The following is a 22,060-nucleotide window of genomic DNA, read 5'->3' on the forward strand; positions in this document are numbered from 1 at the left end:
AAACCGGCTAGGTCTCGAGCGATGATCCCTTGCGCTTCGATCAAGAGTTTGACGCATCCAGCCTTGCTGGCAAGTCTTTCCGCGTGTTTTTTTACCCTGTCGCTGTTGACGAGCGCGTTACCGGCAGGCGCGGCGACGAGTGCCCCGGTGGAAACGCCGGGCGGCAGCCTCCGGCTGATCCTCGGCGCGATCCAGCCGGACGGCACGCTGCCCGCCATTCTCGACATCCGCCTCGAACCCGGCTGGAGGACGTATTGGCGCACGCCCGGCAGCAGCGGCATTCCGCCGGAGGTTTCGGTGGACGAGGGCCCGGTGAAGATGACCGGCCTCTCCCTGCCGGCGCCCAGGCGGTTCGGCGAAGGGGTGGAGGAGATCATCGGCTATGACCGTCCGGTCGCCTTCCCTCTGAGTTTGAGCGGGGCGCAGTCGGGCGCCGAGGTTCGAGCCGAGATCTTCATCGGGATCTGCAAGGAGATTTGCATCCCGGTCTCCGCCACCATGGTGGCGACAGCCGGCACCCAGCCCACACCGCTGGAGCAGGCGCGGATCGATGCGGCGCTGAGGGCGCTGCCGGAGCCACCGAGCCCCGACTTCCGTATCGAGCAGACCGCCTATGATCCCGAACAGGGCGTGCTCAGCCTGGCCTTGCACCTGCCGGAGATCCGCGCCGCGGGGCCTGTCGAGCTGTTTCTCTCGGGCCCTGACGACCAGCAGTTCGGCCGGCCGGTCGAGACCGGGCGCGAGGGCCGCACTGTGCGCTTTGCGGTCGCTCTCAAGGGAGCTCCGGGTGGCCTGCCGGGTTCGGAGGCCGGACCGATTCTGATCACCGTAAGGGCAGCCGGGCGCAGCATGGAAACACCGCTTGCGTTCGACTGACACGGCCCTATCTTGCGGTGCGGTCGGCGGGATGTTGCGCCGATGCTTCAGCCCGATTCTGCACCCTTCCCCGTTTTCCAGCCCCCTCCCCATTCCTGAAAGGACACGGCCTTGACCATTGCCATCGGAGACACGCTGCCCAAGGCGACCTTCAAGGAAAAGACGGTCGACGGCACCGTCGAAGTGACCGGCGACGAGATCTTTTCCGGCAAGCGGGTCGTGCTGTTCGGCGTCCCCGGCGCCTTCACGCCCACCTGCTCGCTGAACCACCTGCCCGGCTATCTGGAAAACCGCGATGCGATTCTCGCCCGCGGCATCGACGCGATCGCCGTCGTCGCCGTCAACGACGTGCATGTCATGGGCGCCTGGGCCACCACCACCGGCGGCATGGGCAAGATCCACTTTCTCTCCGATTGGGATGCCAGCTTCGTCAAGGCGCTCGGCCTCGATGTCGATCTCTCCGCCGGCACCCTGGGCGTGCGCTCCAAGCGCTTCTCCATGCTGGTCGAGGATGGCGTGGTGAAGACGCTGAACGTCGAGGAAAGCCCCGGCCAAGCCACCGTCTCCTCCGCCGCCACCATGCTCGAACAGATCTGAGCGGCTCTGTGCTTTGCCAGGGGTTGGGCCGGGTTCCAACGGCACCCAAGACCCTTACTCCCAAAACCCCCTCTGGCCTGCCGGCCATCTCCCCCACAAGGGGGGAGAGACCTAGCCGGAGGGGCCTGCCTCAAGTGAATGTCGAGGTTCTGAGCTCGCTCCCTCGCTGCGCCCGATCTCTCATCCTCGCATCGCCGAACTGAGCAAGGAGCCCGCCCCACGGTCTCTCCCCCCTTGTGGGGGAGATGGGCGGCAGCCCAAAGGGGGTCTTGCGCAGTCGCTAGCGGATGACGCAGCTCACAGTGCGCGGGCCGGCCGTTTGCTCTTGTAGGGCTCCATGCCGGTGCGGGCGAGTTCGTCGGCGCGTTCGTTTTCCGGGTGGCCGGCATGGCCCTTGACCCAGTGCCATGTGACCTTGTGGCGGCGGTTGGCCTCGTCCAGCGACTGCCAGAGTTCGACATTCTTCACCGGTTTGCGATCGCCCGTCTTCCAGCCGTTCTTCTTCCAGCCATGGATCCACTTCATGATGCCATCCATGACATATTTGCTGTCGGTATAAAGATCGACCTCGCAGGGCTCCTTCAGCGCGTTGAGCGCCGTGGTGGCGGCGGTGAGTTCCATGCGGTTGTTGGTGGTCGCCGCCTCCCCGCCCGAAAGCTCGCGCTCCGTCTCGCCATAGCGCAGCACCGCTCCCCAGCCGCCGGGGCCGGGATTGCCCGAACAGGCGCCGTCGGTGAAGATGTCGATATGTTTCATGCATTCGGCTCCGAAACGGCAAGCCCGTAGTCCAGCGCGGTCGAGACCTGCTGGTGGAAGCGGAGCTTGCGGAAATATTCGAGCGGGTCTTTTTTGACGACCAGCGCGCCGGCCGGCGTCGTCAGCCAGTCGTAGAGCCGTGTCAGGAAGAAGCGCAGGGCCGCGCCGCGCGCCAGCACCGGCAGCGCGCCGATCTCAGACGCACTCAACGGCCGCAGCGACTGGTAGCCGGCGAGAAGCGCCACGCCCTTCTCCATCGAGAAGCTTCCGTCGCGCTCGAAGCACCAGGCATTGAGGCAGATGGCGACGTCATAGGCGAGCTGGTCGTTGCAGGCGAAATAGAAGTCGATCAGGCCGGTCAGGTCCTCGCCGAGGAAGAAGACATTGTCCGGGAAGAGATCGGCATGGATGACGCCCTCCGGCAAGCCGCGCGGCCATTCGGCTTCAAGAAAGGCAAGCTCGGCGGCGATCGCCGCGCGCAGGCCCGGCTGGACCTCGTCGGCGCGCGCCTCGGCCTTCTCCCAGAGCGGCCGCCAGCCCGTAACCGAGAGGTCGTTCGGCCTCGTGATCGCAAACCCCTCGCCGGCGAGATGCAGCCGCGCCAGCGCCTCCCCCACCTGGCGGCAATGGACGGGTTGCGGCGCACGCAGCCAGACGCCTTCGAGGAAGGTGATGATCGCCGCCGGACGGCCGGCGAGCGTGCCGAGCAGCGTGCCGTCGCGCCGCTCCAGCGGCAGCGGGCAGGATAGGCCGCGAGCGGAAAGATGCTGCATCAGCCCGAGAAAGAAGGGCAGATCCGCGGCATCGACCCGCTTTTCATAGAGCGTGAGAATGTAAGGGCCGCTTCTGGTATGGAGCAGGAAATTGCTGTTCTCCACCCCTTCGGCGATGCCCTTGTAGCTCAGCAGCGCGCCGGTGTCGTAATCGGCGAGAAAGGCAGACAAATCGGCTTCGGTGATGTCGGTATAGACGGCCAAGCGGTGCGATCCATGCAGAAGGGAAATCGAGGCAGCCATAGCGCGCGCCGCTGCATCAGGCCAGTCCGATTGCGGCGGGGACACAGGATTTGGCAATCGGCAGCTTCAGGCGGTCTTGGCGTCCTGCTCCATGGCCCGGAGCGAAGCTCTCAACAAAAAGGGCCGACCGCGTCATGCCCCGGCTTTGGGCGTAATGGTCGATCTCGCGAAGGACGGTCTTCAGAAGGGTGATGTTCAGCCGCATCGAGCGGCGCGCCGGGGCGGCGACGGGAACGAGAATGGCCACGGCGTTGCTGTTCTCCCCGTCCGCCATGATCACTTCCAGGTCGAGGGCACCGGCAGGATCTCTCCGTCATCGATCATTCCTTCGACATGCGCGCGAGCACCTGTTCGGGCAGGGTGACACGCGCGGGCGTCTCAGAATGCTGCGCTTACCCGTTTACCCAGGCCATGTCCGACTGTGTCAGTGGCACGTGGCGCAGTTCGCGGTTGACGAGGAAGTTCTCGTTTTCCTCGACCGTATCGGCCAGTTCCACCACCGCCTGGTAGCGCTCGCGAAAGGCCTCGATGATCTCGTTGACGATCACCTCCGGCGCCGAGGCCCCGGCCGAAAGGCCGACGGTGCGGATCTCGCCGAGGCTCTCCCACTCGATCTCGGACGCGCGCTGCACGAGCAGCGACTGCCGGGCCCCGGCCCGCAGGGCCACTTCGACCAGGCGCTTGGAGTTGGAGGAATTGGGGGCGCCGACGACGAGGAAGAGATCGCAGCCGGGCGCGGCCTGCTTGACCGCCTCCTGGCGATTGGTCGTCGCATAGCAGATCGAGTCGGCCGCAGGCGCGGTCAGATTGGGGAAGCGCTCATGCAGGCGCTTGATAACGCCGGCGGTATCATCCACCGAGAGGGTGGTCTGGGTGACGAAGCCGAGATTGTCGGGATCCGGCGGCGTATAGGCCTCGACATCCTCCACGGTCTCGATCAGCGAGACGCTACCTTCCGGGAGCTGGCCCATGGTGCCGATCACCTCCGGATGGCCGGCATGGCCGATCAGCACCACATGGCGGCCGAGCCGATTGTGGCGCATGGCCTGCTTGTGGACCTTGGAGACCAGCGGGCAGGTGGCGTCGAGGTAGAAGAGATTGCGCTGATCGGCATCGGCCGGCACCGATTTCGGCACGCCATGGGCCGAGAAGACCACCGGCTGGCGGCGGTGCTCCGGCGGGATCTCGTCGAGCTCCTCGACGAAGATCGCCCCCTTGGCCTCCAGGCCCTCGACGACATAGCGATTATGGACGATCTCGTGGCGGACATAAACCGGCGCGCCGAACTCCTTCAACGCCAGCACGACGATCTGGATGGCCCGATCGACACCGGCGCAAAAGCCGCGCGGGCCGCAGAGGCGGATGGTCAGCGCGGGCTTCTGAGAAGTCGGGTTCTGCGGAGAAAGAAAATCCATGGAATGCGAACGCCAAGACGATGAACGGGACGGAGGAAGACCGTCTGCCAGGCCGACGCGCGTGACAGGCGCAGGCTTGCGGGACGTTGGTTCTATATAGCGGCCTCGACACCGCGCACAAGAAAGAACCACGAGCCACCCCCCTCCGAATTGCCGAAGGCGCGATGATGGCGTGCTTCGAGACCGCGGTCCCGTCCCGACGCGGCACGGTTGCTTCACGCGACGAGAAGGCGGCCGAGCCGCTTGGAGGTCGCGTCGCGCATGCGGGATGGCCGACGCTCAGACCAAAGACGGAAGGACTGACCGGATATGGTCCGCCAACAGTTTGACCGTCAAGGGCGGTTGGGTATCGGCAAATTCCAGCGCGATGCCGATTGTCGGCAGCGTCGGCAGGCCATTGGCCAGGATATGGAGATCGCGCGGCACGGCTGTCCTGATCAGGACGCTGATGGCTTGGCCCGAGCGGGCGATGGCGATGAGGCCGGCCAGACTGCTGCTCGCAAATGCAATACGGTACCGACGATCGCATGATTCCATCGCCTCGCAGGCGGCCCGGTGGTCGAGAGATGTCGGCGCGGACAGGGCAAGCGTGATGACGTCGTCGGCGAGGAGGCCGGGATCCGGTGACGACGCAACCCAGACAAACTCTTCTCGCCTCAACACTGCCCCGTGGTCCGGGTCCGACCGCGAGACGAGTGCCATGTCGATCTGGCGCCGCTGGAGAAGGGGGCGCAATTCGGTCGTCGGCGCGCAGACCATCCGAAACTCCACCTTGGGGTAGGTCGCGCAAAACCCCTTCAGAAGTTCCGGCAGAAAGGCGATCGAATAATCTTCCGGACATCCAAGACTGACGGTCCCCTTCAGCGCCACCCCGCCGAGATCCGCGAGGATATCGTCATGGCGGGCGAGCAGCCCTTCCGCATGGGCTAGCAGCCGTTCGCCTGCTGACGTCAGCCGGACGCCAGTGCCGGTTCGCTGCAGCAGTTCGTGACCGACCTCAACCGCCAGGCGCTGCATCTGCGTGCTGAGCGCCGATTGCGTGCGGCCGACCTGCATCGCAGCCTGGCTGATCGAGCCTGTCCGGGCAACCGTGACGAAATTCTTGAGATGGACGAGGTCCAGCATGAGGCAGCGATATTAGAAAATTCGATGCCGGATTGAAACACTATCAATTGGACGGAGGCAAGGACCGGCTGATATCCTCATATGGATAAACACTAAATAAGGGGAACCGTACAATGGCTCATGCTGCCAGAACGTCCAACTCTGCCAACGACGATCTAAGTTTCTGGGCGAATGCCAACAGGCACCTGACCCGCTACGGAGGCACGTTCGAGGACATCATCGTCGAGCGCGCCGAGGGGAGCTTCGTCTATGATGCCGACGGCCGCGCCATTCTCGACTTTACCTCGGGTCAGATGAGCGCCCTTCTCGGCCATACGCACCCTGACATCGTTGCGACGGTGAACCGGCAGATGGCGTCAGTGGCGCATCTGTTTTCCGGCATGCTTTCGCGACCGGTGGTGGAGCTTGCGACTCGGCTGGCGGCACTGGCACCGGGATTGGACCGCGTTCAGCTGCTGACGACCGGCGCGGAATCGAACGAGGCGGCGATCCGCATGGCGAAGCTCGTTACCGGCGGCCACGAGATCGTCGCCTTTGCCCAGAGCTGGCATGGAATGACGGGGGCTGCTGCCTCGGCGACCTACAGCGCCGGCCGGAAGGGCTACGGTCCGGCGTCTGCCGGGTCGTTCGTGATCCCCGCACCGAATGCCTATCGTCCGCGCTTCAAGAACCCGGATGGCTCGAATGACTGGCAAGCGGAACTGGACGACGCCTTCCATCTCATCGACGCCCAGTCGACCGGCAATCTGGCGGCGTTCATCGCCGAACCGATCCTGTCCTCCGGCGGCATCCTCGACTTGCCCCTCGGCTATCTTGCAGCCCTGAAGGCCAAATGCGAGGAGCGCGGCATGCTGCTGATCCTCGACGAAGCCCAGACCGGCATTGGCCGGACCGGCAGCATGTTCGCCTTCCAGCGCGACGGCGTCACGCCGGATATCATGACGCTATCGAAGACGCTCGGCGCCGGCCTACCGCTGGCCGCCGTGATGACGAGCGCCGAGGTTGAGCAGAAGGCCTTCGAGAAGGGTTTCCTCTTCTACACCACCCATGTCTCCGATCCGCTGCCGGCCGCCGTGGGGGTCACCGTTCTTAATGTCGTGGCTCGCGACAATCTGATGGAACGGGCCGTGGTTCGCGGGAAGCGGCTGAAGCACGGGATGCTCTCTCTGCAGCAGCGCTTCGAATGCATCGGCGATGTGCGGGGTCGAGGGCTGCTTCTGGGTCTCGAAGTCGTTGCCGACCGCCATACCAAGGCACCCGGTTTCGAGCTCGGCGCCCGGATCATGGAAGAGGCCATGCGGCGCGGCCTGAGCATGAACATCGTCAAGCTGCCGGGCATGGGCGGCGTCTTCCGCATCGCGCCGGCCCTCACCGTCTCCGACGCCGAGATCGACCGCGGCCTCGAGATTCTGTCCGACGCGATCGAAGCGGCGCAGGAAAGGCGGTAGATCTGCGTGCGTCTTCGCATAGCATGCGCGACGCGCGATTGCTTCGCCAGCCCCGCGCCGCTGCCTTGCCTGCCTATTGCGCGTCGCGGCGGCGGCGGAAGAGGAAGAGAGCGCTGACAGCGAGAAGTGCAGCAGCCAGTCCATACCAGGTCAGGGCATATTGCAGATGGTTGTTCGGCAGATCGAACTGGGTGACGCCGCCGATCGGCAGGCCGGAGGGGTTGGGCGTGGCATCGGCATCGATGAAGAAGGGCAGGACGCGGCCGGGGTCGAGGCCATCGCTTGTCGTCATCGCCGCCAGGTCCTTCCAGTAGAAGATGTTCTTCGACAGATCATTCTCCGGCACCACCCAGGAGGGCTTTGCGTCGAGCCGGGCGCGGGCGAGGCCGGTGATGGTGACGGCGCCGTCAGGCTGGCTGCCGGGTCGCGTCGCCGGCTCCTTCTGCTCATAAGGCACGAAGCCGCGATTGACGAAGACCAGGCGGCCATCGTCGAGCGCCAGCGGTGTGTAGACATAAAAGCCGGTACGACCCTGATAGGTGGCGAAGAAGTGCCGCTCGCCCGCGTGGCGGAAGGTGCCGCTGACGGTGACGGCCCGAAAATCGATGGCGCTCCCCTCGCCTTCGCCCGCCCCCTCGCCGGCATGGCTGGCGATCTCGTCGACCGAGGCAGGCGGGGCGGAACGACGCTCGGCAATCGCCGCGATCAGCCCTTCCTTCCAGTGCAGCCGCTGCAGCTGCCACGTCCCAAGCGAGACGAGCAGCGCGAGCGCCGCCAGCACCAGCACACCGGCGACGAGGCTTCGGCCGCGGCGGCTCGGCCGGGACGCCGGCTCCCGTATCAAGGGCGGTGGCTGCCCGTCACCCACGATCGATCTCACCCTGGCCAGCCTTGTTGCGATATTGCAGATCGATCAGCACGCCCTTGATCATCCGCGTCAATCCCAGCGTGACGAAGGCGGCGAGCGGTGTCCAGAGCAGGAAATGGACCCAGAGCGGCGGATCGAACCGCGCCTGCAGCCAGAGCGCACCGCCCAGCACGATGGCGCCGGCGAGGATCGCCACGAAGACCACCGGCCCGTCACCGGGCTCGGCAAAGCCGTAGTCGAGGCCGCAAACCGTGCAGGCAGGTCGTAGCGTCATCAGCCCATTGAAAAGTCGCCCCTGGCCGCAGCGTGGGCAAAGCCCCTTGATCCCGGCGCGCACCGGATCGACGGGGGGATAATGGGCGCTGTCTTCATGCATGGTAGCCTCCCTGACGCCAAGCCACAGGGCCCCATGGCGGTGCTGCCGACGCTTCCCTGTCTACGCGCGCTCGATGGTCAGCTTCAAGCCAAGAGCGGCCACAATCTTCTGCGTCGTTTCGAAGCGGAGCGTGGAACCGCTGCGCAGCGGCCGCCAATAAAAAACCCCCGCTCCGATGGAGCGAGGGCTTGTGGAGGTCGCGAGCTTTGAGGTTTAGCCGCCGAGGGGCGCGCCCCAGCCGCCCCAGATATAGATGGAGAAGAACAGGAACAGCCAGACGACGTCGACGAAGTGCCAGTACCAGGCGGCGGCCTCGAAGCCGAAATGCTGCTGGGGCGTGAAATCACCGCGCAGCGCCCGGATCAGGCAGACGAGCAGGAAGATGGTGCCGACGAGCACGTGGAAGCCGTGGAAACCCGTCGCCATGAAGAAGGTGGCGCCGTAGATCGAGTCCTTGAAGGCGAAGGGCGCGTGCATGTACTCGTAGGCCTGCACGAAGGAGAAGAGCACGCCGAGGAGCACGGTGAGCGTCAGGCCGGAGATCAGGCCCTTGCGGTCATTGTGCAGCAGCGCATGGTGCGCCCAGGTGACCGTGGTGCCGGAGAGCAGCAGGATGACCGTGTTGTAGAGCGGCAGGTGCCAGGGATCGAGAACCTCGATACCCTTCGGCGGCCACTGACCACCGGTGAAGGCCGTGCGGGTCGCTTGGATCGCCTCGTTCGGGAACAGGCTGGCGTCGAAATAGGCCCAGAACCAGGCCACGAAGAACATCACCTCCGAGGCGATGAACATGATCATGCCATAGCGCAGATGCAGCGAAACGACGCGGGTGTGGTGCCCTTCATGCGCCTCCTGGATCGTATCGGCCCACCAGGCATACATGGTGTAGAGCACGATGGCCAAGCCGATGAACAGGATCCACGGATTGGCGAGGTTCATGCCGAACAGGGTGAAATTACCGCCCGACAGATAACGCATATAGGCAATGCCGCCGAAGGCCATGACGAAGGCGCCGATCGAGGCAAGCAGCGGCCAGGGGCTCGGATCGATAATGTGGTAGTCGTGGTTTTTCTGGTGCACGTCGGCCATGTCGAACTCCCCGAAGCCTCTCTCGCTTATCCCCGCCCGGCGCGCCGCATGCAAGATGCTTCTCGGCCGGGTCCTTTACTTTCCTGTCGTCCGGCGATCTTCACCGCCGGTCAATCCATGCGCTGCCGCTTGCGCTACAGCTTGCCTGCCGCCGCCTCACCCTGCTTCAACGCTGCGACGGGCTTGGACGGCTCGCGCGGATAGAAGGTGTAGGAGAGCGTGATGAGGCCGATGCCCTTGGTTTCCGCCTGCTCGACGATTGCCGGATCGACGAAGAAGACGACCGGCATCTCGATCTCCTCGCCCGGCTGCAGCGTCGTCTCGGTGAAGCAGAAGCACTGGACCTTGTTGAAATAGGCGCCAGCCTGCATCGGCGTCACGTTGAACACCGCCTGGCCGGTGGAGGGCGCGGCTGACATGTTCTTCGCCTTGAACGAGACCTGCACGGTTTCGCCGATCCGCGGCGTGATCTCGCGCGTGACGGGCTGGAACTTCCAGGGGAGACCCGTGACATTGGCATCGAAGGTGACGCGAATGGTGCGGTCGAGGATCGTGTCGGAGGCCTGCTCGACACGCTTGACCGTGCCGTTATAGCCGGTAACGCGGCAGAACATGTTGTAGAGCGGCACGGCGGCATAGGCCATGCCGACCATGCCGATGACGAAGGCCAGGCAGACGCCGACGATCAAGCCGTCTGACCGCTTGCGGGCGGGCTGTGCAATTCGCGACGCGGTTTCCTTCATGCTCCCCCCGTCCCTGATCACGGCGTCAGGCCATTGCTGAACTTGATCAGCGTCACGACGTAGAAGAGCGCGACCAGGAAAAAAAGCAGCAGGCCGAGCGCGATGTTGCGGCCGCGGCGCGCGCGCTTCTGCGCGTCGGTAAGCTTGACGACCTCCATCAGAGGCTCCATCCGAAATGAGCCATGGCAAGCCCCGCACCGCGGTCGACCATCAGCGCCAGGAAGATCGCGAACAGATAGACGATCGAGTAGGCGAAGAGCTTCTTGGCGGGCAGCATGGCCTGGTCGTTCTCGGCCATGCGATAGACCAGCACCGAATACCAGATGAAGGCGGCGCCAAGCAGCAGGGCGACCGCGCCATAAACGGGGCTCGCAAAGCGCAGCAGGGTGGGACAGAGGCCGATCAGCGCCGTCAGCACCGAATAGATGAGGATCTGCACCTTGGTGGTCGGGATGCCATGCACATTGGGCAGCATGGGCACGCCGACCGCGCCGTATTCCTTCATCTTGAACAGCGCCAGCGCCCAGAAATGCGCGGGCGTCCAGAGGAAGGTGATGAGGAAGAGCACGATGCTTTCGATCGACACGCCGCCGGTGACGGCCGCCCAGCCGATCATCGGTGGAAAGGCGCCGGCCGCGCCGCCGATCACGATGTTCTGCGGCGTCGATCGCTTGAGCCACATGGTATAGATCACGGAGTAGAAGAAGATGGTGAAGGCGAGCAGGCCGGCCGAGAGCCAGTTGACCGTCAGACCGAGGATCGCCACCGAGAAGGCCGAAAGCGTCAGCCCGAAGCCGAGCGCCTCGCGCGGCAGGATGCGGCCGGCCGGGATGGGACGGCTCGCCGTGCGGCGCATCAGCGCATCGATATCGGCATCGTACCACATGTTGAGCGCCCCGGAGGCGCCGGCGCCGACGGCGATGCAGAGGATGGCGACGAAGCCGATGACCGGGTTGATGCTGCCAGGCGCCATGACCATGCCAGCGACCGCGGTGAAGACGACCAGCGACATGACGCGCGGCTTGAGCAGCGCGAAGAAATCGCGCGCCGTCGCTTCCGAGAGGCGCACGGGCGCCTCGTCGAGCGGAGCGGAGGTGTCAATCACGGCCATGACCAGTCCTTCATCTGTCGGGCACCGAGCCTCTGCCGCCGGGTGCCCTCGCCTCTCCCGCCGGTCGCGGGATCGGCCCTGTTCGAACGGCCGGCCTCGTTGGAGACCGGCCCTTGAAGCCCTGCTGTGACAGCGGGCCGTCTGCCGAGCTGTCCGCCTTAACGGATGCGCGGCAGCTGTTCCCACTGGTGGAACGGCGGCGGCGAAGACAGCTGCCATTCCAGCGTGTTGGCACCTTCACCCCAGGGGTTGTCGCCGGCGACGCGCTTCTTGGAGAAGGCTTCGAAGACGCCGTAGAGGAAGATGATCACGCCGACCGCTGCAATGTAAGACCCGATGGAGGACACGAAGTTCCAGCCGGCGAAGGCATCGGGATAATCGATATAGCGGCGCGGCATGCCGGCGAGGCCCAGGAAGTGCTGCGGGAAGAAGACCAGGTTCACGCCGATGAACATGACCCAGAAGTGCAGCTTGCCGATGAACTCGTTGTACATGTAGCCGCTCATCTTCGGGAACCAGTAGTACCAGGCAGCGAAGATGGCGAAGACGGCGCCGAGCGAGAGCACGTAGTGGAAGTGGGCCACGACGTAATACGTGTCGTGCAGCGCGCGGTCGAGGCCGGCATTGGCGAGCTGGACGCCCGTGACGCCGCCGACGGTGAACAGGAAGATGAAGCCGATCGCCCAGACCATCGGCGTCGCGAAGCGCAGCGAGCCGCCCCACATGGTCGCGATCCAGGAGAAGATCTTGATGCCGGTCGGCACCGCGATGACCATGGTGGCGAAGACGAAGTAGCGCTGCGTGTCGAGCGACAGGCCGACCGTATACATGTGGTGGGCCCAGACGATGAAGCCGACGGCGCCGATCGCCACCATCGCATAGGCCATGCCGAGATAGCCGAAGACCGGCTTGCGCGAGAAGGTCGAGACGATGTGGCTGATGATGCCGAAGCCGGGCAGGATCAGGATGTAGACTTCCGGATGGCCGAAGAACCAGAACAGGTGCTGGAAGAGGATCGGGTCACCGCCGCCATCCGGCGCGAAGAAGGCCGTGCCGAAGTTGCGATCGGTGAGCAGCATGGTGATGCCGCCGGCCAGAACCGGGAGCGACAGCAGGAGCAGAAAGGCGGTGATCAGCACCGACCAGGCGAAGAGCGGCATCTTGTGCAGCGTCATGCCGGGCGCGCGCATGTTGAGAATGGTGGTGATGAAGTTGATTGCGCCGAGGATCGACGAGGCGCCGGCGATGTGCAGGCCGAGGATGACGAAATCCATGGCCGGCCCGGGCTGGCCGGACGTCGAGAAGGGCGGATAGATCGTCCAGCCGCCGCCCGCGCCATAGGCGCCTGCCGGACCTTCCACGAACATGGAGAGGAGAACGAGCAGGAAGGCCGGGACGATCAGCCAGAAGGAGATGTTGTTCATGCGCGGGAAGGCCATGTCCGGCGCGCCGATCATGATCGGCACCATCCAGTTGGCAAAGCCGCCGATCAGCGCCGGCATGACCATGAAGAAGATCATGATGAGTGCGTGGGCGGTGGTGAACACATTGTACATGTGCTTGCCGCCGTCGATCGCGGCATCACCCTCGAAGCCGTAGACCATCGAGGCAAGGCCGTGGAAGATCTGGATGCCCGGCTCCTGCAGCTCGGCGCGCATGAAGACCGACAGCGTGCCGCCGATGATGCCGGCGATGATCGCGAAGATCAGGTAGAGCGTGCCGATGTCCTTGTGGTTGGTGGACAGGAACCAGCGCTGGAAGAAGGTCAGCGGCTTGTGGGCGTGGTCGTGCTGATGGTCATGGGCGTGGTCGTGCGCATGATCGTGCAGCGGATGATGATCGGCATGTGTTCCGGCCATGGTGGTCGAGCTCCCCTAACTCTCTTTACTTGGCGGCGTTGGCGGCGACCTTCACGGTCTCGCCCCGCTCCACGGACGCCATCAGCGCCTTGTTGGCCGCGCCGATATTGGTGGCGGCCGCTGCAATCCAGCTGTCATATTGCTGCTGGCTGACGACGCGCACGGCGATCGGCATGAAGGCATGGTCCTTGCCGCAGAGCTCGGAACACTGGCCGTAGAACAGGCCTTCGCGCTCGGCGCGGAACCAGGTCTCGTTCAAGCGACCCGGAACGGCATCGATCTTCACGCCGAAGGACGGCATGGCGAAGGCGTGGATGACATCGGCGGCGGTGACGAGCACGCGTACGGTCTTGCCGACCGGCACGACGACTTCGTTGTCGACGGCGAGCAGCCGCGGATAGGCGGCCCTGTCGTCCTTGCCAAGGCCGGCACGGTCCTCATCCTTCAGGAGCAGGCTGTCGAAGGTGACCGGCGTCTCGCCGACCTCATATTCATAGGACCAGTACCACTGGTTGCCGATCGCCTTGACCGTCAGGTCCGGCTGGTCCGGCGGCGTCAGCTGCTTGGTGAGCAGCGCGAAGGACGGGAAGGCCAGGAAGAGCAGGATCAGCACCGGCCCAAGCGACCAGGCGATCTCCAGAATGTGGTTGTGGCTGGTGCGCGACGGCGTCGGATTGGCTGATTCGCGGAAGCGCAGCACGACGATCACCAGCAGCGCCAGCACGAAGAGCGTGATGGGCACGATGAACCAAAGCGTATAGTGCTCGAACCAGGTGACCTCTTCCATGATGCCCGTGGCGGCCGGCTGCAGATTGGTCTGCCAGGGCGCCGGCTGGTCGGCAAGCGCGGCGCTCGCCGATACGAGACCGGCCAAGGACGCCAATCCGGCGCGAAGGCCGGCAAAACCCATCTTTTTCACGATCATCGATCTCCCCATTCGCCTCCCCAAGCGGCCGGCGCCAGCGGACGGCCCGCCTGCATACATCCCTGGACCGCGGTCCGGTCCAGGGAAATAGGCAGCCTGGCGCCCCGTCTCCCGCCGCGACACCCGTGTCGGATGGCAGACAGCACGCGCATTGCGCGACTCCGCCGCCACCTCACGCGCTTCAAACCACAGTTTGCAAGGCCTCGCAACCTCTCTCCATCCACCTCTCCCGCCTCGCGAAAGCAGAAGGCTCCCGCTGGAGCGCCCGACCCGACCCAGCATGCGGGACATGCGGCACGGAACGGGACCGCGAAGCGGAGAAAGACGAAGAATTTCAGGGTCGAGAATGCCACAGCTTCGCGCGGCGATCCATGGGCTGCCTCGGCCTTCAGATGCGGCATTCGCGCGCGGGCCGCATTTTGGCCACACGTGGCTTCCATGTCGGGGGTGAAGCGGATACGCGTGCGGCGCCGCGGCCCCGAAGGCGCCTGATCACGGCGAGTGGATCGTGCCGGCCTTTCAAGATCGAGGGACCCGGGATCGGGGCGCGCGATCGGGTCCGGTGGCCGGGGCTTTCCATTTGCGCGCCGGCCCTTCAAAGATAGCCGGACTGATTCTTAGCCTTCGAGGTTTTCATGGGCCTGTCCCTTCCCTTCCGCCCGCCGGTTTCCCTTTTCTCGGCCCTGGCACTCGGTGCCGCTCTGGCGGCGCTACCGCAGGCGGCGACGGCCCAGCAGACCCAGCCAGCCGCACCCGGCACGGTGAAATCCAACCACGGCGCCTGGTCGATCGTCTGCGACCAGCCGGCCGGCGCCACGGCCGAGCAATGCGCCCTGATGCAGAATGTGATCGCCGAGGACCGGCCGGAACTCGGCCTCTCCGTCGTGGTGCTGAAGACGGCCGATCGCAAGGCCAAGATCCTGCGCGTGCTCGCGCCGCTCGGCGTGTTGCTGCCGAACGGGCTCGGCCTGAACGTCGACGGCAAGGATATCGGCCGCGCCTATTTCGTCCGCTGCTTTTCCGACGGCTGCTATGCCGAGGTGGTGCTCGAGGATGAACTCCTGAAGACCTTCCGCTCCGGCGCCAAGGCCACCTTCATCGTCTTCCAGTCCCCCGAAGAAGGCATCGGCATCCCCGTCGAACTCAAGGGCTTCGGCGAGGGCTACGACGCGCTGCCTTGATGGCTCTCATGCCGCTCCAGCCGCATGCGCGCCGCGGCTGGAGCGCGCGACACCCAGCCTTGCCCCCTCCCCCCGGCACGCATACATAGCGGGGACCTTGTTTCAGCGGAGACCGCGCCATGACGACCGACCTCATCACCCTGTTCGACGGCGACGAGGCGCAAGTGCGGCGGGTGCTGGCGGCAACGCTCAACGGTGCCGATGATGGCGAGCTCTTTGTCGAGCACAGCCAGTCCGAGCAGCTCTCCTTCGACAATGGCCGTCTGAAGGGCGGCAGTTTCAACACCGACCAGGGTTTTGGCCTGCGCGCCGTCGCCGGCGAGGCGGTCGGCTATGCCCATTCGGGCGAACTCTCGCTCGCCGCCCTGTCACGCGCCGCCGATGCGGTGCAGGCGGTGACGCGCGGCCATTCCGGCAGCTATGCGGCCGCACCCCAGAAGACCAACCAGCGGCTCTATGGCGACGAAAACCCGATCGGTGCGCCGAGCTTCGAGGCGAAGGTCGCTCTGCTCGCCGAAATTGACGCCTATCTGCGCGCCAAGGATCCGAAGGTGCGCCAGGTCAGCGTCTCGATCGCCGCCAGCTGGCAGGTCGTCAATATCGTCCGCGCCGATGGCGAGCACCTGCAGGATGTGCGGCCGATGACGCGGCTCAACATTTCCGTGGTCGCCGGCCAGGGCGATCGTCAGGAGGCCGGGTCCTACGGCTTCGGCGGCCGGCGCGGCTTCGGCGACCTCATCACCGCGCAGAGCTGGAAGCATGGGGCCGACGAAGCGCTGCGCCAGGCGCTCGTCAATCTGGAGGCGATCGACACGCCGGCCGGCACCATGGATGTGGTGCTCTCCTCCGGCTGGCCGGGTGTCATGCTGCACGAGGCGGTCGGCCACGGGCTCGAAGGCGACTTCAACCGCAAGAAGACCTCTGCTTTTGCCGGGCTGATCGGCGAGCAGGTGGCGGCCAAGGGCGTCACCGTGGTCGATGATGGCACGATCGGCGAACGGCGCGGCTCTCTGACCATCGACGACGAAGGCACGCCGTCCGCCTATAATGTGCTGATCGAGGATGGAAAGCTGGTCGGCTACATGCAGGACCGCCAGAATGCCCGGCTGATGGGCATGCGCGCCACCGGCAATGGCCGGCGCGAATCCTATGCCCATGTGCCAATGCCCCGCATGACCAACACCTATATGCTCGGCGGCGACAAGACGCCTGAAGAGATCCTCTCCTCGGTGAAGAAGGGCATCTACGCCGTCTCCTTCGGCGGAGGCCAGGTGGACATCACCTCCGGCAAGTTCGTCTTCGGCTGCACCGAGGCCTATCTGATCGAGAACGGCAGGATCGGTGCGCCGGTCAAGGGCGCGATGCTGATCGGCAACGGGCCGGACGCCATGAAGCGCATCACCATGATCGGCAACGACATGGCGCTCGATACCGGAATCGGCAATTGCGGCAAGGGCGGCCAGTGGGTGCCGGTCGGCGTCGGACAGCCACATCTGCGCATGAACGACATGACGGTGGGCGGCACCCAGGCCTGAGTCGACCCGGATCGACGCTCCTGGGACGGATTCGCGCAGGCGGAGCAGCGCTAGCGCGTCCTACGGCCGTACGTTGAAATACCTTGCGGAACAAGGCTCTCGCATCATCTCCCGGAACTTCCTCAGCGTGACTTAGTTAGCGATGGCGAACCTTTGAAAGGGTTCCATCACGAACCATCACGATGAGGGAGAGATCTATGGGACGCGGTATCTTGCTTTGGCTTCTCGGAGTTCCGATTCCGATCATCCTGCTCATCATGCTCTTCTGGCATTGAGGGCGGAGCGATGAGCATCTCCGCCTCTACCCCGGTTCCGGCCGCAGCCGCGGCCGTCCAGGCCTCCGAATCCTCCGTCTCGGCCGTCAGCTGGGGTGCGATCATCGCCGGTGCGGTGGCAGCCTCGGCGCTGACGCTGCTGATGACGCTGCTCGGCTCCGGGCTCGGTCTCAGCCTCGTCTCGCCAACGTCCAACGACAATGCCTCCGCTGCCACCGTTGCCGTGTCGGCGGGCATCTGGCTGATCATCGTCCAATGGCTTTCCTCTGCCTTTGGCGGCTACCTGACCGGGCGGCTGCGCACCAAATGGAGCGGCGTCCATAACGACGAGGCCTTCTTCCGCGACAGCGCGCATGGCATTCTCGCCTGGGCCCTGGCAACGCTCCTCGCCTTTGGCCTGCTCACCTCCTCGCTCTCCTCGCTGATCGGCACCGGCGTCCAGGCCGCCGCCTCGGTTACCGGCGCGACGGCAAGCACCGCCGTGACGGCTGCCGCCGCTTCCGGCGACGCAAACGGAACGGACAGCAGTGGGCCGACGGCCTATTTCGTCGATTCGCTGCTGCGTCCTGCCGATCCGCGCACACCGCCGGCCGGCGCCTCGGCCGCCGATGCGACGCAGGAGATCTCTCGCATCCTGGCGAATGGGGCCACGACCGGGAGCATCCCGGAAGGCGACCGCGCCTATCTCGCCCAGCTCGTCGCGGCACGCACCGGCCTGTCCGAAGGCGATGCCAATACGAGGGTCGACACGGTGCTGCGCAGCATCGATGAGGCCAAGCAGGCGGCCCTCGAAGCGGCGGATACCGCTCGCAAGGCCAGCGCCGGCGCAGCCCTGGCCGGCGCCATTTCCATGCTGATCGGCGCCTTCTGTGCCGGCATCGGCGCGGTGGTCGGCGGGCGGCAGCGCGATGACGACCAGCTCTACCTGACCCGTTGAGCCCACGGACGATCGAAGACTGAAAACGGGCCGCGAAAGCGGCCCGTTTGCTTGTTGCGCTGCCGCATTTGTTCACGAGGGGTTAACGTCGCTGTTCCTATTGTCCGCCGGCATGCGGGGGCGAATCGGAAACCTGTTTCGCCACCGTCTTTTCCTGCCATGACAGCAAGGAGCCCGATCGTGACCAGCCGTCTGAAGCGCAGCGTCAAGCGCGCCGTCATCACCGCCGGCCTCGAAACCGCGCGCATTGCCGGGGCAGCCGGGTTCGGTCGCAGCGCCCGCGGGCGCGGGGTCATCTTCACGCTGCACCATGTCCGGCCGGCGAGTCGGAACGACTTCGCTCCGAACGCGCATCTGGAGATCACGCCCGAGTTCCTGGAAGCGGCGATCCTGCAGCTGACGCGGGACGGCTATCGCTTCATTGCGCTGTCGGAGCTGCCCCAGCACCTCCAGTCCTCGATCGACGAACGCGTGGCCCTGTTCACGCTCGACGATGCCTATCGCAACACCCTGGATCACGCGGCGCCGGTCTTCGCCCGCTATGCCGTGCCGTTCACCGTCTTCGTGACCAAAGGCTTTGCGGAACGTACCCATTCGGTCTGGTGGGAGACACTGGCGGTACTGCTGCGCAGCAGCGAAGCGCTCACATTCGATTTCGGCCGCGGTCCCGCCCGGCTGTCGCTCCGCAGTGCCGCGGCCAAGCAGGCGGCCTTCGACCGTTTCGCGGCCTTCGTGCATGGGACAAACGAGGCGGATGCCGTCGCCCGGATCGATGCCCTGGCCCGCAGCGAGGGGATCGATCCTCTGGCGCTGGCGGAAGCCCTGACGCTGGATGAGGCGGGACTTGCCAAGCTCGCGGCCGATCCGCTGGCGGAACTTGGCGGCCATACGGTGAGCCATCGGGCGCTCGGCAGGCTGAGTGACGAGGCGGCGGCCGTCGAGATCGACGCCTCGCTCGACCATGTCGCCCGCCTGATCGGCCGGGCGCCGGCAAACTTCGCCTATCCCTATGGCGATGCCCCAGCCGTGTCGGAACGCACGAAGGCGCTGCTCGCCGAACGGCAGCTTCTCGCCGTTACCACCAAGCCGGGGACCCTCGACCGTCACTGCCCGTCGGAGGCCCTGCCCCGCATTTCCCTCAATGGGCTCTACCAGAAGCCGGCCTATGTCTCGGCGCTGGCCTCCGGCATCCCGTTTCTCGGCTCCCGCCGGCCCGCGGCCCAACCGGCGGGCGGGACCATAGATCAGGGATAAAGCCGCGTCTTCGACCAGCCATCGCCTTCTCGGCGGAACTCGATCCGGTCGTGCAGGCGGAAGGCGCCGTCCTTCCAGAACTCGATCGAACGCGGCACGATGCGGAAGCCCGACCAATAGTCTGGACGCGGGATCTCGCCGATATTGAAGCGGGCCGTATATTCGGCGACCGCCTTTTCCAGGGCGAAGCGGCTTTCGAGCGGCCGCGACTGCTTGGACGCCCAGGCGCCGATCCGGCTGCCGCGCGCGCGGGACTGGAAGTAAGCATCCGCTTCCTCCTTGCTGACGATCTCCACATCGCCGCGCACCCGCACCTGGCGGCGCAGGCTCTTCCAGTGAAAGCCGAGGGCGGCCTTGCGCGTCGCCAGGATCTCCTCGCCCTTTCTGCTTTCGAAATTGGTGTAGAAGACGAAGCCGCGGCCGTCGAAATCTTTCAGCAGCACCATCCGCACGTCCGGCAGCCCGTCGGCATCGACGGTGGCGAGCGCCATGGCATTGGGGTCGTTGATCTCGCTCTTCGTCGCCTCGTCGACCCAGCTGCCGAACAGCGCAAACGGCTCTTCGGCCGCGGTGAAGTCACCAGATGTTAACCCAATTCCGTTCATAATCGCTTTCCGAATAAGTGAGGTCCTCGCAGGGCAAATGGCCTCGAACGAGGGCCGCTGGACTGCTACAGGGTGACCGTGGGACACATAGCAAAGTGCAGGACCGACACCAAGCCGCAAGTCCGGTTCCTGACGATCGCGCTCGCGCTCGTTGGGGTGGTGTCGCTCTCGGGGTGCATGGGCAACGGGCTCGGGCTTGCCGATGCGAGCGGCGTCGATCTGCGCACCACCGGCTCCATTTCGGCCCCGGCAGGGCCGGGCATGGCGGACGCGGCTGCGGTGCAGAGCGCCGTTCAGAGCGCCGAGATTTCCGGCAGCTCGACAAGCCCGCTCCCCTGGGCGAACTCCGCATCGGGCAGCAATGGCGTGATCTCGCGGATCGAGGAGGCCCAGTCCGGTGGCCAGCTCTGCCGGACCTTCACCACCACGCGTCATTCCTATGAAGGCATTGCCAAATTCGACGGCACGACCTGCCGCACGCCGAGTGGCGCCTGGACGCTGACGAGTTTTGGCCCGCGCAGTTGATGTGATGGATGAAGAGGCACGGTAAGCGTAAACAAATACTTGCCGATGTTCCCTCATACTCCACATTCGCGATCCTCTTGTTAAGTCTCCATTTACCAACTTTTGTCTTAGCGTCGCTCCGTCTGCCTGGCTGGGTCCGAAACCCGTTTAAGCTAACCCCGCATTAAGCGCGCAATTCTCATGATCGCCTCCAAAACCATGGCGTATCGGCCAACGGCCGGTGCAGGGACAATGGAGCCAGACACATGTCGATGCGGGACCCCTATGCGGTGCTTGGCGTGCGCCGCAATGCCGGCGCGGACGAGATCAAGGCAGCCTGGCGTCAGGTGGCCAAGGCCGTACATCCCGACCACAACCGCGACGATCCGCAGGCAGCCGCCCGTTTCGCTGAGATCGGCCGCGCCTATGAGGTCTTGAAGAACCCCGCTCTGCGCAGCCGCTACGACCACGCCCGCCGCGAAGCGGATCTGCGCCGCATGGAAGAAGAAAAGCGCCGCAACGAGCCGGAGACGGTGGATGCGGAGACCGCCGAGGAGGCGATGAACCGGATCTTTGCCGCCGACCAGGCCCGCAAATCCGCAGCGCAGGCCGCAGCCCAGCCGGCGACGACCGCACGGACCGAAACGCCGCGTACCGAGAAAGCGGCAGAAGCAAAGCCCGAGATAAGGACTGACGCAGCCCCCGCCGAGTTAAGCGACGCCCCCGCGCCTGGCGCGGGTCCAGGGGCTGCGCCAGGTGCGACCGCGCGCGCGAGCACCCAGGCTGCCGAGCTCCTCGGCGCCCTGATGCGCCGCTTCGGCATGACCGGCGGGCTGAAAGCGACGGACAAGGTGCCCGATATCCTCTGCGAGACGACCGTGTCGATCGAGGACATCTACAAGCGCCGCCGCGCCGACACGATCCTGCCCGACGGGCAGACGCTGAAAGTGGCCATTCCCGACGGGACGACCGAGGGCAGCGAGATCCGCCTGAAGGGCGAAGGCTTTCGCCTGGGGAGCCTGCGCGGCGATCTCGTCGTCAAGGTGCGCGTCGCGCGCGAGGCGCGCTACCGACTGGACGGCTTCGACCTCCATGCCATGCTGAGCCTGCCGCTGCAGGACGCCGTGCTCGGCACCGAAACCACGATCGAAACGCCAACCGGCAAGGTCAAGGTCACCATCCCCGCCTGGTCGGGCGCTGGACGCGAGATTCGGGTCGAGGGCCATGGCCTTCGGGATGGCGCGGGCGGGCGCGGCGCGCTGATCGTCGAACTCGCCATCATGCTCTCAGACCAGCCGGACCCGCGCCTTCTCGACCTGATGAAGAGCCAGCGCGACGGCCTGATCGTCTAGGCTGTTCCTCGGGCCGCAGTCTGTCGCGTTGCACGCAGGTCGCCGGCTCTGACCCAATGTTACGAAGACTAACAGTTCCTGATAGAGGCTGCGCTTGAACGCCTGAGGCGGCTATGTCATAGCCATGCCTCCATATTCCGGCCTTTCCCCTTGGCGGCAAGGGGCCTGCGGCCGTTCCGTTCACCATGTATTTCCGCCGGGCGAAGCGCCTGG

At 65.3% G+C, this 22,060-nt stretch carries 23 protein-coding genes; 9 read left to right on the forward strand and 14 right to left on the reverse strand.

Annotated features, from left to right (window positions below; translation table 11 throughout):
- Positions 1–147: 147 nt before the first annotated feature.
- Positions 148–876 (forward strand): protein-disulfide reductase DsbD domain-containing protein, encoded by a 729-nt coding sequence (locus ACLE20_RS01135; protein ID WP_410938411.1) that lies wholly within the window; start codon positions 148–150, stop codon positions 874–876.
- Positions 877–987: 111 nt separating this feature from the next.
- Entirely contained in the window at positions 988–1,473 is a 486-nt protein-coding gene (locus ACLE20_RS01140) for a peroxiredoxin (protein ID WP_410938412.1), read from the forward strand.
- A gap of 297 nt (positions 1,474–1,770) precedes the next feature.
- Here ACLE20_RS01140 and rnhA read toward each other — a convergent pair whose 3' ends face one another.
- From rnhA to ACLE20_RS01165, 5 genes are all read right to left on the reverse strand, one after another.
- Positions 1,771–2,229, reverse strand: coding sequence for a ribonuclease HI (gene rnhA / locus ACLE20_RS01145; protein WP_410938413.1), 459 nt, complete (start codon positions 2,227–2,229; stop codon positions 1,771–1,773).
- Positions 2,226–3,206, reverse strand: a complete 981-nt coding sequence (locus ACLE20_RS01150) for a homoserine kinase (protein ID WP_410938414.1) — start codon at positions 3,204–3,206, stop codon at positions 2,226–2,228. The genes rnhA and ACLE20_RS01150 overlap by 4 nt, the downstream gene beginning before the upstream one ends.
- 55 nt (positions 3,207–3,261) lie before the next feature.
- The gene (locus ACLE20_RS01155; protein WP_410938415.1) at positions 3,262–3,525 is read right to left on the reverse strand and encodes a type II toxin-antitoxin system HicB family antitoxin; all 264 of its coding nucleotides are present in this window, start codon (positions 3,523–3,525) and stop codon (positions 3,262–3,264) included.
- A 112-nt stretch (positions 3,526–3,637) separates the two neighbouring features.
- On the reverse strand, positions 3,638–4,660 hold the full coding sequence (ispH, locus tag ACLE20_RS01160) for a 4-hydroxy-3-methylbut-2-enyl diphosphate reductase (protein ID WP_410938416.1): 1,023 nt from the start codon (positions 4,658–4,660) through the stop codon (positions 3,638–3,640).
- Between the two features lie 279 nt (positions 4,661–4,939).
- Positions 4,940–5,785, reverse strand: coding sequence for a LysR substrate-binding domain-containing protein (locus ACLE20_RS01165; protein WP_410938417.1), 846 nt, complete (start codon positions 5,783–5,785; stop codon positions 4,940–4,942).
- Positions 5,786–5,898: 113 nt separating this feature from the next.
- Here ACLE20_RS01165 and ACLE20_RS01170 point away from each other — a divergent pair, with 113 nt between their 5' ends.
- Positions 5,899–7,233: an aspartate aminotransferase family protein gene (locus tag ACLE20_RS01170; RefSeq protein WP_410938418.1), complete on the forward strand. Its 1,335-nt coding sequence runs from the start codon at positions 5,899–5,901 to the stop codon at positions 7,231–7,233.
- 73 nt (positions 7,234–7,306) lie between these two features.
- Here ACLE20_RS01170 and ACLE20_RS01175 read toward each other — a convergent pair whose 3' ends face one another.
- The 8 genes from ACLE20_RS01175 to coxB all read right to left on the reverse strand — a co-directional run bounded on the left by ACLE20_RS01175 (position 7,307) and on the right by coxB (position 14,204).
- Positions 7,307–8,104, reverse strand: coding sequence for an SURF1 family protein (locus ACLE20_RS01175; RefSeq protein WP_410939106.1), 798 nt, complete (start codon positions 8,102–8,104; stop codon positions 7,307–7,309).
- The gene (locus ACLE20_RS01180; RefSeq protein ID WP_410938419.1) at positions 8,094–8,477 is read right to left on the reverse strand and encodes a DUF983 domain-containing protein; all 384 of its coding nucleotides are present in this window, start codon (positions 8,475–8,477) and stop codon (positions 8,094–8,096) included. The genes ACLE20_RS01175 and ACLE20_RS01180 overlap by 11 nt, the downstream gene beginning before the upstream one ends.
- A 213-nt stretch (positions 8,478–8,690) precedes the next feature.
- The gene (locus tag ACLE20_RS01185) at positions 8,691–9,566 is read right to left on the reverse strand and encodes a cytochrome c oxidase subunit 3 (RefSeq protein WP_410938420.1); all 876 of its coding nucleotides are present in this window, start codon (positions 9,564–9,566) and stop codon (positions 8,691–8,693) included.
- A gap of 134 nt (positions 9,567–9,700) precedes the next feature.
- The gene (locus ACLE20_RS01190; protein ID WP_410938421.1) at positions 9,701–10,309 is read right to left on the reverse strand and encodes a cytochrome c oxidase assembly protein; all 609 of its coding nucleotides are present in this window, start codon (positions 10,307–10,309) and stop codon (positions 9,701–9,703) included.
- Between the two features lie 17 nt (positions 10,310–10,326).
- On the reverse strand, positions 10,327–10,467 hold the full coding sequence (locus ACLE20_RS01195) for a hypothetical protein (RefSeq protein ID WP_410938422.1): 141 nt from the start codon (positions 10,465–10,467) through the stop codon (positions 10,327–10,329).
- Positions 10,467–11,420 (reverse strand): heme o synthase, encoded by a 954-nt coding sequence (locus tag ACLE20_RS01200; RefSeq protein ID WP_410938423.1) that lies wholly within the window; start codon positions 11,418–11,420, stop codon positions 10,467–10,469. The genes ACLE20_RS01195 and ACLE20_RS01200 overlap by 1 nt, the downstream gene beginning before the upstream one ends.
- Positions 11,421–11,578: 158 nt before the next feature.
- Positions 11,579–13,279 (reverse strand): cytochrome c oxidase subunit I, encoded by a 1,701-nt coding sequence (gene ctaD / locus ACLE20_RS01205; protein WP_410938424.1) that lies wholly within the window; start codon positions 13,277–13,279, stop codon positions 11,579–11,581.
- Positions 13,280–13,304: 25 nt separating this feature from the next.
- Positions 13,305–14,204, reverse strand: a complete 900-nt coding sequence (gene coxB / locus ACLE20_RS01210) for a cytochrome c oxidase subunit II (protein ID WP_410938425.1) — start codon at positions 14,202–14,204, stop codon at positions 13,305–13,307.
- A gap of 635 nt (positions 14,205–14,839) precedes the next feature.
- Here coxB and ACLE20_RS01215 point away from each other — a divergent pair.
- The 4 genes from ACLE20_RS01215 (at position 14,840) to ACLE20_RS01230 (ending at position 19,386) form a co-directional block, all read left to right on the forward strand.
- Positions 14,840–15,385 (forward strand): invasion associated locus B family protein, encoded by a 546-nt coding sequence (locus ACLE20_RS01215; protein ID WP_410938426.1) that lies wholly within the window; start codon positions 14,840–14,842, stop codon positions 15,383–15,385.
- 119 nt (positions 15,386–15,504) lie between these two features.
- Positions 15,505–16,920: a metalloprotease TldD gene (tldD, locus tag ACLE20_RS01220; RefSeq protein ID WP_410938427.1), complete on the forward strand. Its 1,416-nt coding sequence runs from the start codon at positions 15,505–15,507 to the stop codon at positions 16,918–16,920.
- A gap of 285 nt (positions 16,921–17,205) precedes the next feature.
- On the forward strand, positions 17,206–18,132 hold the full coding sequence (locus ACLE20_RS01225; protein WP_410938428.1) for a hypothetical protein: 927 nt from the start codon (positions 17,206–17,208) through the stop codon (positions 18,130–18,132).
- Positions 18,133–18,312: 180 nt separating this feature from the next.
- A complete protein-coding gene (locus ACLE20_RS01230; protein ID WP_410938429.1) occupies positions 18,313–19,386 on the forward strand; it encodes a polysaccharide deacetylase family protein in 1,074 nt (357 codons plus the stop codon).
- Here the strand turns inward: ACLE20_RS01230 and pdxH are convergent.
- Positions 19,377–19,991, reverse strand: coding sequence for a pyridoxamine 5'-phosphate oxidase (gene pdxH / locus ACLE20_RS01235; RefSeq protein WP_410938430.1), 615 nt, complete (start codon positions 19,989–19,991; stop codon positions 19,377–19,379). The genes ACLE20_RS01230 and pdxH overlap by 10 nt on opposite strands.
- 78 nt (positions 19,992–20,069) lie before the next feature.
- Here pdxH and ACLE20_RS01240 point away from each other — a divergent pair, with 78 nt between their 5' ends.
- Positions 20,070–20,516 (forward strand): RT0821/Lpp0805 family surface protein, encoded by a 447-nt coding sequence (locus ACLE20_RS01240; RefSeq protein ID WP_410938431.1) that lies wholly within the window; start codon positions 20,070–20,072, stop codon positions 20,514–20,516.
- A gap of 251 nt (positions 20,517–20,767) precedes the next feature.
- Positions 20,768–21,847 carry a DnaJ C-terminal domain-containing protein gene (locus tag ACLE20_RS01245; RefSeq protein WP_410939107.1) on the forward strand — a complete coding sequence of 360 codons (1,080 nt, stop codon included), beginning with the start codon at positions 20,768–20,770 and terminating at the stop codon, positions 21,845–21,847.
- Positions 21,848–22,060 lie beyond the last annotated feature (213 nt).

The sequence above is a fragment of the Rhizobium sp. YIM 134829 genome (assembly GCF_046546455.1).